This is a genomic window from Pseudomonas sp. PDM25 (assembly GCF_019219045.1).
In the GTDB taxonomy this organism is placed as follows: Bacteria; Pseudomonadota; Gammaproteobacteria; order Pseudomonadales; family Pseudomonadaceae; genus Aquipseudomonas.
The window spans coordinates 126,706-138,739 of the sequence record NZ_JAHUWL010000014.1 but is presented as its reverse complement, the minus strand read 5'-3'; the positions used below and the strand labels follow the sequence as shown (position 1 = coordinate 138,739).

Annotated in this window: 14 protein-coding genes; 3 read left to right on the top strand and 11 right to left on the bottom strand. The window is 51.9% G+C overall.

Annotated features, from left to right (window positions below):
* Positions 1–95: 95 nt before the first annotated feature.
* The 8 genes from KW848_RS24185 to KW848_RS24150 all read right to left on the bottom strand — a co-directional run bounded on the left by KW848_RS24185 (position 96) and on the right by KW848_RS24150 (position 4,439).
* Positions 96–512 (bottom strand): hypothetical protein, encoded by a 417-nt coding sequence (locus tag KW848_RS24185; protein WP_256365265.1) that lies wholly within the window; start codon positions 510–512, stop codon positions 96–98.
* Positions 484–1,620, bottom strand: coding sequence for a polymorphic toxin type 44 domain-containing protein (locus KW848_RS24180; protein WP_218538294.1), 1,137 nt, complete (start codon positions 1,618–1,620; stop codon positions 484–486). Before KW848_RS24180 ends, KW848_RS24185 begins: the two co-directional genes overlap by 29 nt.
* A 145-nt stretch (positions 1,621–1,765) precedes the next feature.
* Positions 1,766–2,200 (bottom strand): hypothetical protein, encoded by a 435-nt coding sequence (locus KW848_RS24175; protein ID WP_218538293.1) that lies wholly within the window; start codon positions 2,198–2,200, stop codon positions 1,766–1,768.
* A 148-nt stretch (positions 2,201–2,348) separates the two neighbouring features.
* Complete coding sequence (locus KW848_RS24170; RefSeq protein ID WP_218538292.1) at positions 2,349–2,501, bottom strand: hypothetical protein; 153 nt, start codon at positions 2,499–2,501, stop codon at positions 2,349–2,351.
* A 198-nt stretch (positions 2,502–2,699) separates the two neighbouring features.
* On the bottom strand, positions 2,700–2,951 hold the full coding sequence (locus KW848_RS24165) for a hypothetical protein (RefSeq protein ID WP_218538291.1): 252 nt from the start codon (positions 2,949–2,951) through the stop codon (positions 2,700–2,702).
* A 221-nt stretch (positions 2,952–3,172) separates the two neighbouring features.
* Positions 3,173–3,427 (bottom strand): hypothetical protein, encoded by a 255-nt coding sequence (locus KW848_RS24160; protein WP_218538290.1) that lies wholly within the window; start codon positions 3,425–3,427, stop codon positions 3,173–3,175.
* Positions 3,428–3,484: 57 nt separating this feature from the next.
* Positions 3,485–4,024 (bottom strand): hypothetical protein, encoded by a 540-nt coding sequence (locus tag KW848_RS24155; RefSeq protein WP_218538289.1) that lies wholly within the window; start codon positions 4,022–4,024, stop codon positions 3,485–3,487.
* 169 nt (positions 4,025–4,193) lie between these two features.
* Positions 4,194–4,439, bottom strand: coding sequence for a hypothetical protein (locus KW848_RS24150; RefSeq protein ID WP_218538288.1), 246 nt, complete (start codon positions 4,437–4,439; stop codon positions 4,194–4,196).
* Between the two features lie 393 nt (positions 4,440–4,832).
* Between KW848_RS24150 and KW848_RS24145 the strand changes: the two genes are divergently transcribed.
* Together KW848_RS24145 and KW848_RS24140 are read left to right on the top strand one after the other, a co-directional pair.
* On the top strand, positions 4,833–5,084 hold the full coding sequence (locus KW848_RS24145; protein WP_218538287.1) for a hypothetical protein: 252 nt from the start codon (positions 4,833–4,835) through the stop codon (positions 5,082–5,084).
* Between the two features lie 25 nt (positions 5,085–5,109).
* Positions 5,110–7,923, top strand: coding sequence for an SEC-C metal-binding domain-containing protein (locus KW848_RS24140; protein ID WP_218538286.1), 2,814 nt, complete (start codon positions 5,110–5,112; stop codon positions 7,921–7,923).
* 104 nt (positions 7,924–8,027) lie between these two features.
* Here KW848_RS24140 and KW848_RS24135 read toward each other — a convergent pair whose 3' ends face one another.
* The 3 genes from KW848_RS24135 to KW848_RS24125 all read right to left on the bottom strand — a co-directional run bounded on the left by KW848_RS24135 (position 8,028) and on the right by KW848_RS24125 (position 10,638).
* Positions 8,028–9,353: a type II toxin-antitoxin system HipA family toxin gene (locus tag KW848_RS24135; RefSeq protein ID WP_309140081.1), complete on the bottom strand. Its 1,326-nt coding sequence runs from the start codon at positions 9,351–9,353 to the stop codon at positions 8,028–8,030.
* The gene (locus KW848_RS24130) at positions 9,346–9,750 is read right to left on the bottom strand and encodes a helix-turn-helix transcriptional regulator (RefSeq protein ID WP_218538285.1); all 405 of its coding nucleotides are present in this window, start codon (positions 9,748–9,750) and stop codon (positions 9,346–9,348) included. Before KW848_RS24130 ends, KW848_RS24135 begins: the two co-directional genes overlap by 8 nt.
* Positions 9,751–9,972: 222 nt before the next feature.
* Positions 9,973–10,638: a competence protein CoiA gene (locus KW848_RS24125; protein WP_218538284.1), complete on the bottom strand. Its 666-nt coding sequence runs from the start codon at positions 10,636–10,638 to the stop codon at positions 9,973–9,975.
* Between the two features lie 535 nt (positions 10,639–11,173).
* On the opposite strand from KW848_RS24125, the gene KW848_RS24120 reads away from it, so the two are divergent.
* A complete protein-coding gene (locus KW848_RS24120) occupies positions 11,174–12,034 on the top strand; it encodes a hypothetical protein (protein ID WP_218538283.1) in 861 nt (286 codons plus the stop codon).

The window sequence follows — 12,034 nt, the reverse complement described above, 5'->3', positions numbered from 1 at the left end:
AGGCAAGCTTTAGCTTCTGCGGCGCCTCTTTGATTTGTATTCTCCATGAGAAACAGAGATTGCAACTGTTGGACCGTACGGAGCCGAACGCGATGTTAGGGTTTAGCATCATCAATAGTGCATCGCTTCAAACGGTCGACGTCGGTACCGCTTCCACTACCAGAATCAATGTCCCCGTTTGAGTCGAGATAGATTTTTGTTTTTGGCCACTTGGGCGCAATGCTGATGCAGTGGTCACGCCCTTCCCTGCTCCTCCAGTTAAACTCCATGAAAAAATGCTCGTTGGGGAAGATATGGCCAAGATCAGCTGTGGCCTCGCCAGGAAGCATCCCGCCTTTGTCTATCCTGTGTTGAGTGTTCCAGATATAGCGCAGCTCGCCCTTCCCGTCCTTGGCGTAGTACACCGCCACCCGCGGTGTTGCGGCATACCAAAAAATGAGTGGCGAAAACAGGAGCGCTAACAGGATTGGCCACTTTCGGAGTTTACTTACATACGTGGACACGAACGCCATCCCCCCAATCCTCCGGCTTAACTGCCAGTACTTTCTCCATGATCATTTCGGCGGTGATGCCACCATCTGGATGTTGAGTGAATAGCTCGATTCCTATCCCGATTGAAATGCGGTCCGGTGCATCGTCATATGCTTTCAGGCCGTCGACGCCTTCGGTCGCGTGTGGCCCTCTGCGCTCATCCCAGTCAAATAATTTTCTGATTCCATCAGAAACAATCTGCTCAGCGCCGGCGCCGTCAGAAAGTATGCTTTCCGAAAGCCCACCTGCCCGACCGACGTACCCGTAGTGGATGTTGGACCAGATGTCGTAGAAATAATCGTAGCCACCTTGTTTATGGCGAACACCGCCGAATTTCTGCAGGATTTTCGGCTTGTGGTCCCAAGGCCGATCCTGCCCCACACGTTCAGTCCATATCGCCATTGCCGCCGCGGCATTTGCTGCAGCAATTGCTTGTGGACTAGTCGCACCCAGTTGGGCAAACCATGGCATTTCCATTTTGCTTCGAGTTTCTGCCGCCGTGTCATAGCTGAGGAGCTGCTTCATTTTCAGAACCGACGGGTCATTGATATTTCGGTTCATCTCGTCAGCAATGTAGCTGGCTAACTCCGGCATCCGATCAGGGTCATTACAGGTGATTGGCTCGGCCTTTTGTTCAGGTTGGAGCTCCAGCTGCGTGGTTGTCGCAGTGGGGTCAATCAGAGCATTTGCAGCGGTGGCTTTCTCTGTGAGTTTTGGATCGGCTAACAAGGTAGCCATTCTCTCATCATCAACTGTTCCGTCCGCCCGGAAAGCTCCGAGCGCGGCAAAATTTATGATCGCTGCGCCTGGTGCAGCTCCCATGACAAAGCCACCACCAACATCGCCAGATCCGGTGATGATTGTTCCGCCGTGACTGGTTGGGCTCCCCAAATGAGCCATAGGTCGACCGTTCACCTGGATGGAGGGGAAGCCGGTGGTGATCACCGCCCCACAGCCACAAGTATCACCTACTCGCGCTGCGCCCATAAAGTTGATGTTGGTATCAGCTGAGGCCGAGGCGATTGGCGTAGTGCCGTGTCCCGGTAACGGGCAAACATGTTTGTCGCCCAGTCGAGCAGAAGAAATCATGAATCGTCCTTGTGTCTTTCAATCCGTTTTACTTGGTGCAGTGCTGGCTGACCCTATCAGAATCGGCAGTGAAGATATGTAGGAATAGTCCTAATGTGCTCAGGGGACTGGGGCATTTGCGGGACTAAAGGGATAAATAGCCCCCTTATACTGGGCAACAGGCTTCTGACTCAGATGGATCTACATCGATGAGATAATGCTCGTCGTCGACGATGCGTGCAAAATCACCCGCTTCGTTGGCTTCAGAGTCCACCGCAAGCTCTTCGATTAGTGGATAACGATGTCGTCTGTCCGGCAGTAATGCTTTAGCTAAAGCAACTGCCTCTGGGCTATAAATTTTTATTTGCGCTTCCAACCAGAACCAACCGGTGTCGGCATCAGAGGTGATCGGCGAACCGTATCTATTCCGGTCAGGTAGCACCACATGGGCTTCACCAGGCACCACGGCGATTTGAATCGGACGCAGGTAACCATTCCCATAAGGTTCAAGCCAGCCATCTCCACCGAGCGTATGAAGGATCAGTTGTTCCACCCTTCGAGGCGACTGCGTTTTGATGTAGAACCTGTAGTAGATGGACATTCCGCTGCTCCTGTTGTTGTCACTCAAACTGGCGCTATGCGATCTCTAAAGTGCATTGGTAGAACGCCCACCGACTGTCCCCTGTCATCGACTCGCGTGGGCGATGAGCGCTCTACCGATACAGCCTATAGATCCAGCCAAACTCATATTAAGCATAGAAACTGCTTTCAAGCTCTTGCTTGGGTACTGTACCTATTGCAGCACAGATCAGTGCGATCGCGCCTAGTCCACCCATGACCCCATCCCCCAAGTAAATGCCGGCGGCGATCTCGATGACCGCAGCAAGTTTTATGATCAGCATGTACATTTCCAAATGGTTTCGAAAATCGCGAGCGTTATATGGTGGTCATCCCGTGAGAATACTTAGCAAGTATGGCCATAATTTCGATCATCCGCAGCATGCTACAGGTGTCGGATACAGCCTCATCGCGTAATGCCTCCAACCAGGTCATGACGTGTTGATTTTGCTTCATGGTCACTCTACCGCGCCCTTAGATGGTCAAAATGCTTTAGCTTGTTGGTCAACGGTAATGCATTGACCTTTTACTCGATCCAAGTCCCTTCGTGTGATTTCTTGTCCCTCGCGGTTCGCATCCAAAAGAATCTTTTTGGCACAAGGCGACCCGGTTGTTACGGACTGAATTTCGTCGACTGATGCAGCCTCCCATTGCTTTCCGATCGGCTTTCCAGCAAAAACCAAAGCCATTAATGCCAATCCTATCAACCCAATTAGCGCAACCTTTGATTTCATTTTAAGTCCTTAAACCTTGTTGATCTGACAATAGGTACGTGATGTTCATCTAGGCTAATCGCTGCACCAGAACGTCGATACATCATCCCCTGTCGGAACCACATGCAAGGGCGGCTTCGGATCCTTTTACGGGTACCAACCTTCGTGACACGCAGTTGACCCGCGGACTCCAACTCAAATGGAAAGGGCGGCCATTGGCCGCCCTCTGATTAGACACGAAACTAAGTCCGGCAAACGCCGAACTGCTGTGACCTATAGACGTACGCGCCGATCTCGTAACCGTCACGGCCATCATCGAAATCAGCCCGATCCTGGTCAGGGTATTCGGACATAGCAAAATCAAATGCTGCATCCAGATCATCCGCCGCTACCGTCCAAAGGGTGGCTGAATCCCAACCATTGGCCAATAGGCTGACGTGGAACAGTTTTGCACCTTTGCCGATTGTGGCGGCTGACAGGCTAAATAATAGGGACATCAAAAGGCACCTCAGTTAGAGAGCGATCCCCGTGAGGAGATCGCTTGAATAGACCGCTTAGAGAGCAATCAGCTGATACCCGGTTGTATCCGCGCCCCTTTTCTTCTTCAACTGAGCAACGATTTCCTCGGCCGTAGGATTAGTCATCCACATGATGATTTGGTAGTCATCGCCCCTGGTAGGGTGGACCCAAGTCGTAATGCGATGAGTGCACCCCTTAGCCTTGTATTTCGCATCATCCTTTTTCAGTTTTGCCTGATATTTCTTCTCAAAATCGTCGAACTCTTCATTCAACTTTTTCATGAAGCAACTCTCGCACTCACCATCTCGATTCGTGCGGCAGGATGAAGGATCAAACGCGGGTTTCTGGCAAGTTTTGCAAGGCATTATCTGGACTGTCTCCAGAAGAGACTTACAGTCATTCTCTGTAGCGTCCTTGATCGCAATTTCCTTGTTCTGAACGATGGTGTCACCACCGTTCGGCAAACGCACCGTTATCTGCAGGGGACTGCCGTACATGAAACAGCATGGACTGACTTCGGCAGTCAGTTCCACATCGCCACGCATTGCGGTGAATTTTTGGGCTTGAGTAAGCATGGTGTAGCTCCTGTGTAAAACTCGCGGAGCTACCCCGAGCGGGATGGCGTCCCGCGAGGGTAAGTAAAGTGCTGCGAATGCAGCATTTGGTGGCAGATGTTGCCATTAAATCAAAAAATCTAGATCAGTAGATCTAGGTTGCCGAGCATCTGAATCAAATCAAGCAAGGCTAAATTACGCCCTGCTCTCGAAGGGTCTCAGACTGTTTTCTTCGGCGCATCTCTAATTGCAGTTCCCACATTCCAGGTCTTTTGGTTCCAAGAATGTAATGTGAGTTTCTCGTCTTCACCTCGCCTCGACGCGCAGCAACGATGGGCGAAGTCTGGATTTCACGACCGTCAACGATCCCGATTAACGAAATCGTATCTTCAGTGGTCGGAATAATTTTCCAGTCGGTAATGTTCTTTGTGCTCATCAGATAGCTTCCTGCAGAAAGGTTGAATTTAATATCTCAGCCTCACGTCGGATAGCAGTGAAATAGCGTGCAGGTTTAAACATTGGCGTAGCTCCTAGGAGAAAATCTGGCGGAGCTACCCCAAGCGGGATGGCGTCCCGCGAGGGTAGGTGAGGTGCTGCGAATGCAGCTATAGGTGGCAGAATTACTGCCATTCAAACAGGCCGGAACATCCGATCTGAAAGAAACTTTTGAGTGGTGCCATAAGGCGATGGCCGGAGTATATCCTGGTGAAGGAAACTGGCAACCCCGTCCCGATCCAGCCAGAATCAAGCTGAGTGAATAAACCGCTCCAAACATATGCCAGTGTTATTCCGGTCTAGGAAAACCGCCCCCCTACCAAGGAGTCTGCAGATGAGCAATCCACCGCTTACCGTCACTCTCGACCCGGAACTCCTCGACAGCTTGGAGGCCTTTGTACGAACCCAAGTGGCATACATGGGATTGCCTCAATCCGCCTTTCTTGGCCAAGAAGGCAGACTACTCGCGGGTCAGGGAGCGCAAGCCGCCGTAGCGGTAACCCAAGCATTGCTTAAGGCATTGCCCGCTGATGGATCGGGCTCGCTGGGTGAGGCGCTGGCCGAGCTAAATGCGGCTCGATCTTAATGATATTGCTGACTAGGAAAATGCCATGTCGCCTCAAACGGACTTGATTGATGGCCAACCTGCTGCCCTAGACCCACGACAGACTACGCGTATTGAGGCAGTTCATCGTGGCTTTCTCTACCAGCATCTATACGCCGTTGGCTGTCTTTTGCTTGCAGAAAAGCACGATATATCCGCTATCTCTGTTGAGCGCGACGAAGACATCGAGCTCCAACATGTGGGGCGGACTTACATCCAGGTAAAAACCCGAATCAAACCGATAATACCCAGTGACATTGCTGAAGCGCTTGCTCGCTTCGATACGTTGCGTGCAGACCATGTATCCGGCCATAGACAAGGTAAAGCCCAGTTTTTCGTTGTGATGAACCAACCACCTGGCCCACTGCTGCTTCAAAATATCCATTCCGGGCAAATGTCAGCGGATGTGCAATTGGTTTGGCCTGGCTCTGAAACTCGCGTAATTCCGGCGTTACCCCCAGCGTGGAGCGGCATTGATCAAGCAGCGGAGTGGTGCGCCCAACTCGCCGCAAAGCTACCTTATTCCCTGATCTCACCCGAATCGCTTGTGTGGAAGCTCGCAGGTTGCGTGCAACTAGCGTCAAGCGGCTCTGCACCCTATTCGACCCATACCTTTAAAAGCGATGATTTGAGGACCTTGTTCGAGCAACTGATAGTTAAAATGCAGGCGTTTCCTAACCCGCCAGCTGTGTACCGCCCGCAGCGAAATGAGCCCTCCTTGGACAATCCTGAAAGAGTCAGAATCATCTGTGCCTTTTCAGGATCTGGAAAAACGTCTTGGGCTTCAGATTCAGCCATGCATTCCACGAGCACTTGTGCTTACTACGATGTAGGGGATCTGCCTGGACCTGCGATTGCCTCTTCTCTCGTGAGAGAGCTGGCGCCGCTAGTGCTCGATGCTAATAGTTCGGAAATCCGAAGGGTGCTAACCCTAGGCAGTACCGGACACGAATCTCTGCAGGTGCTTGATGAGCACATTGGTCGTCACAACATTCCGGCACTGGTGGTGCTGGATAACGCCCACCGTGTTCCCGTAGAAAATCTTCGTGCATTGGTAGAAAGCACCAGAAATTTGAAATTTGTCCTGCTAGGCCAACCCGGCCCTAGCATGCATGAGATAGCTGCTTTACTTGGGCTAACTCAAGAAACCCTTTTGGGGTGGGACGCAGATTCGATCGCTGCAGAGGCTGAGCTCCATGGCGTTAAGGGAAGCGCAAGCACCTTCAAAAAGCTCAATTCGCTGACAGCAGGTTTGCCTCTCTACGTACAAAGCGCCCTCAGGCTCTCTAAGACGCATTACAGAGGCGACCTAGCGAAGCTTTGCTTGGAGATCTCAGAACAAAGCAACGTCGCTGAGACAGCTCAAGAGATCATCCTTTCGAAATTATTCGACTCACTTTCAGAAGCGTCACGCAACGCGCTTTCTGTTTGGAGCCTGGTAGACGTGGGCATGACCAAAGATGAGGTCTGTAATCTGTTGAAAGCAAGCCTCTGCATGACAAACCAACAATCGTTGGCACTGCTAAGGGTGTTGCGTGCCCAGGGGGTAGTCCAAGCCATTGATGCCGATCAGATGAAGATACACGACTCACTGAGGCTCTTAGGGCGTAGGCATTTGCACACTCTCGCCCCAGCAGTCACCCAGGATGCCCTGCAACATCTCAGGACCATGTTGTTTAAGTATCTGACTGTACGGCGCGAACCATCGCGTTTGGCGACCCTAATTTCAGTCTTGCTTCAGTTGGAGGACGTGGACGCCATCATAGAATTTGCTGGAGAAGAGTTATTTCACGAGATGGGACCCAGCATTGAGTTTATGACGTACCTGGACCAAATCGCGATCTCACCTCAGGTAGAACCTACCCAGCGGTTTTGGGCATTAGATGGCTTGGTTTTCTCCGATGTAAAAAACGGACGACATGAGAATCTGGCTGAGCGATTTGATCAAATGCGGCGACTTATCGCAGATCATTCCCTAGGTAATGAAATTCAAGCGACGTATTACATGAAGCTGATGCTGCATCATGCTCAGTTTGGCCGTGCCGATTTGGCCCAGGAAGCCTTTTCCCACGTAAGAGATCTGCTCCCTGACAAGCCCGTTGAAAGGCGAGTGCTTCAGTACAACGCCGCAACCTCATTTTCTCAGCTAGGCAACCGCGAGGACTCGCTTCATATGCTTGAGCCAGTCATTGAGGAATATTTCGCGGTGCTGGGCTTCAACCTCCCGGATATTGCCGCCCTCCCTCCAGAGCAGATCTGGGAGCGAACATCCGGGCACCGCCATGCAGGCGACAACATCAAACGCCTCGCTGATGCGTTAGAGCTGCGCGCAAAGCTCTGTACCGATATGGAACCGGATCAATTGATTTACAGGTTTAGCGCCTTGAATTTGTATGAAATGGTTGGCGCCATCGACTCACAGATTCGAGTGGGCCAAGACTTAGCTGACGACATGTCGGCACGAGGCCGTTTCGATGAAGCAAAGCAAGTGATCGAGAGACTACTCCTACCGTTACTGGCTGAGCACGGCATGGTAGATCAAGCTATCGGCGTGAGGAGCCAATACGCCGTGTTCTTGGCATATTGCGAAGAGTTTGATGCCGCTGATGCGGAGATGGCCAGGCTAATGCCCTATTCGGCCGGATTCACCAGAAGACAACGCGAGGAAATTCAGGAGCAACTGAAGATCATCCATAACTGCAAGGTGCAATACGTATGTCGAGTTGAGGGAGTACTCCCGACCATTGTTGAGGATGGATCGGCGGATTGTCCTTGCGGCTCCGGAAAAACCTTTTCGGAGTGTCATGGCGCCCTCTCTTGACCGCATTTGTTTACGATCCAGGAAAGCAGCACATTTCCTCTGCCACAGAAGAGTGTCGGAGCAGGAGTGGGTGACAAACCCGGCGTACCGGGTTTGTGTGACTTCTATAGTCCTTCGCCAAGGTAAAGACGGTGAGTTGATTCTATCTGTTCGATCAGATTGTCATCCGTCATCCCGGCGACATCGGCGAATTCGCGCCAGCGACGGACTGCCTCAACAACTTCCTTAACCACCTTTCGACCATCCAGGTTTGTAATCAGCTTTGCGACGGCGAGGAGATCTTTGAGCTCAAAGTTATCTCGCTTCCCGTTCAGGGACATTTGATGTTGCGATACCCAAGGAGAATCCGGCCTGTAGGACCAGCACATGTCGTATGCCGGAGTGAGCCTCCACACACCATCTCGCCAAATTTGAAAGGCCAAATTTTTTGTATGGTCGTCCTGGTTGCGAGCCACGATGTTAAAAACTGCACGACGAAAAAGCTCTACTTGATCCTCCCGAGGTAATCCCAAATCTCTGCAGACCTGCAAAGCTTGCTCATAACTGTATGCACCTGGCAGCGTGAAGTCTGCGCTGTCCATTGCACAGAGCGTCTGAATATGAACTTTGTCTCCGTCATCTAGACGATCAAACCGTTTCGTCATGAAGTGGGCGCGAGGGCCTTCTATGTGGAGACGACACTCTGTCATCTTTACGCCGGCTGCCAGCGTCATCAGGTAGTAGGCGTACTCAACACGTCCGAAACCTGCAGGATCCCCTAACGTGCTTGCCCCATTGGACACATCGAATTTAAATAGCCAGTAGGTGTACCCCTCGGGCGCCTCAATTTGCCCAGAGCATATGGCTCCGGTTTCTTCATTGATCGCTATGATCGCTTTCGGACGCTGCCCACCAGCGGAAGAACCCACCTGAAACAAATGCTTGAGGGCTTGATCCTCTTCTTCTGACTTAATTTCCAAATGAAGATCTTCGTACTGCGTTTGGCGCTCTTCAAGTATGCGTCCGGCGAGGTCGACAAGCGACTCCAATTGCAGCTGCTCAACCTTGTCTACTGCCCGGTCCAGCGCCGGCCGAAATTCCAGAGCACCCATTCCCCGCTGGCCCACGTACAACAGACGTTCAACAGGAGAAAATGAACGAGGATCGCGGCCCTTTTGCGCCAGCCACGCGTCAATGACAGCGTTACCGAAAGCATCGGGAAGAGAATCGGACAGACATGGGGGAAGCCCCTTGAATGCCACAGGGTTGAGGCCTGGAAAAGCATAAACTTCATCAGGCTCGGCCCGCATCGTCAGCGGCGCAATCTCTAATCCGATTTCACAAAACTCAGGATCAAATTCGAATGTACCTGTGGCAGGGATTTGGGTTTCGTCCCAGAGCACTACGCCGACGCGGGTTTCCCACATCCAAATTTCTGCAACCTTAGCCACGGCTTCTCCTTGGGATCAGCAAGTTAGGGGTCTGTCCTTCCAACTTACCTGTCGTTACGCCACCGTTGACTTTGGTCGCGATGGTTCTTGATTTGACTTGTGATGCGCCGACCGCTCGGACTCTCGTTGTTTTTCCGGTTTTGGCAACCGCCAGCGGGCTTACTCGTGGGGCCGCTAGTAGGCTCATCAGAAGCTCCAAGCAGTTCAGCTCTCGAAGGACGGCAATGAGGACCTGGATAGTCCCCTTCCCTTTCTCAAGCTTCTGTATGGTGGGGGTACTCACACCAACAGCCTCAGCCAAATCGTCCTGCTTGATATCCTTACGCAGGCGACGCTCTCGAATAGCATTACCCAGCTGATCGGCAATCGCTTCGTCGCTTAATCGTTGAATTCGCATAAGCTAAACCTTTCTTTGCTTTACCCTCTCCCAACCACTGGAAGAGAAAGGATTGTTTTCTTAACGGAAACCATATCAGCAAATCTCAATAAGCACGCTAAGCAAACATTTTTTTGTATGACCCCGGTGAATTTCGAGACTAGACAAAAATTTCTTTTCCTTAGATATCCTCTCACAAATTTAAGAGACGAGAGGTCCTTTCAGATGTAATGCCCCCTTAACTCAAAAAGTGGATGCCGGCCCACCACCACTACTGAAATCCGTTTCGGCGCCGATCAAAGCTGCCGAGAACATGTCGCGGTCAACCAGCAGTGCAATCCCCTCTTTTGATTTTGGGTCGAATCTGCAGATTCTCCAGAACCCATGATCCTCACCAAAATCGATAAATACTGGCTTCGTCGAATGCCATCTTTGAAACAGCTTGCTCCTACCGGACCATCTGAACCGGGCCATGGCATTCTCATTCACCCCGCTTCGAGAGTTCGAAAAATTCACACAGTCGAATTCGTTTTTCGAGCCGTCGATAACCCACACCATCCGCTGATAAAACTGCTCGCGAGCGGTGACCTCCGCGGGCTCAATAGTCGATCGCTGAAACTCGATCACTACGCCGTGGCCGGTACGGACGTCAGCAATGTGCCTTTCACCCGTTAGCTCATCTTTAAGGATGACCTCTTGCCAGCTTTCGTGAAATCGGTCCTTCCATCGCCGGTGCCACTCGGTCTCTGATTCCCACCAAGGATCACACCCAATGAGCGAGAGATGAGACCAGTGCCACACCACGTGCTTACCGCATTTTGAGATTACCTCGCCCCCACAGGAGCGGCAGACGCCACGAACCTTTGGTCGCGCCTCGGACTTAACGCCTTCAACATTTGCATATCGCATTAGATCAATCCCTCGTAAATGCGGAATAAAAATGGCAAGCCTTCGCCTACCACCCAAATTGCACCTCGAAAGTCACAGGGGGGGGCCACATTCGTTTTTACTAAGGCGCTCGATGACCGGCTTGAGATTGCCCGAAATTACGGGTGATTGCTCGTGCGATCACGTTCTCCAGTGGTTTCCCTCTGTTATCGCGGATGTCCTCCAGCCCGAGCATCATGCAGCCGACGTGTACGGCATCACCGTGAAGCTGATACTCACCTGATTGCGACCTGAGCGGGGTTGTGGAGGCGAAGCCAGTCAACCATCGTTCGCATTACACCCCGCCAGAGGAGAGATTGGCCGGTCACACATCAATCCGTGCCTTAACCGATGACAAGCCCGCCCCCGGCCCACTTACCAGGAGGAGAGTTCGGGTGCCGCGTGTACATCAGCCGACAGAAGGCTCAAAGCTAGTTATTCAGGGCACGCATCTTGTCTATTCTCCTTGTGAGGTCCACTTCCTCACGGCGCCGCCGGCGCGAAACAGGAGCCCCACATGTCAGATGCCACCTACCGGATTAAGACGCGGAAGAACATCAACGGAAAACCTTTGCTCATAGTGACGTTCAACGTCGATTACGAAGTGCTACTGGATCAGGAGCGGTTCGAGCAGCTCTCAAGCACCGTCGTTAAATATTCGGACGGTGTTGAGGGTGAGAAGCTGACAAGCGAGGAGTTTCGTTTCTGGGGGGACGAGCTCAAACGAATGTGGGCCTTCCGAAACTCCATGGGTGAGTTACCGCCGTATGCCCAGATGGAGCTGGAAACCAAACCATCCGTCATACCGCGAGCTCTGCTTCATTCAATTCTAACGTCCTACGAAGAGACCACGAAGCAGCCAGTAAACATCTTCGTATCGGGTCAAGCACCGAACTTCAGCCTGAACATCAACTGGGGCACTGTCACGTATAGCGCGGTAGTACCCGCAAGCCAAGCTAAGGCCACCTTAGGGGCGCTTACTGAGTTGAATGCCAAAGCGGAACAGTGCCTTGCCGAGGGCAAATCGAAGGACGAAACGAAGAAATTGCTGCTGGAAACAGGGGCTGCGATTCTTGGTGCCGGGCAAGCAACCAAGGAGGTCGTCGACTGCACAATCGCGATAGCTGTTGCTTGTGAGTTTCCTGGCGCAATACCTGCCGTGATTTTTGAATGCAAGGAAGCATACGACAGCATCGCGGATTTGCTCGAAGCGTTTGAGAACGAGAAAAGAGCTAAGGAGCAGGCAGAGCGGGAGCAACACCAACAACAAGTGGAAGCGAATATTGAGCGTATGTCTCATTGCCGCGAACTCAGAGAAAGCGGCATCCAGAAATCTAGAGACATCGACGGCGCCATGATTGGCATGCGGACAGCCTGA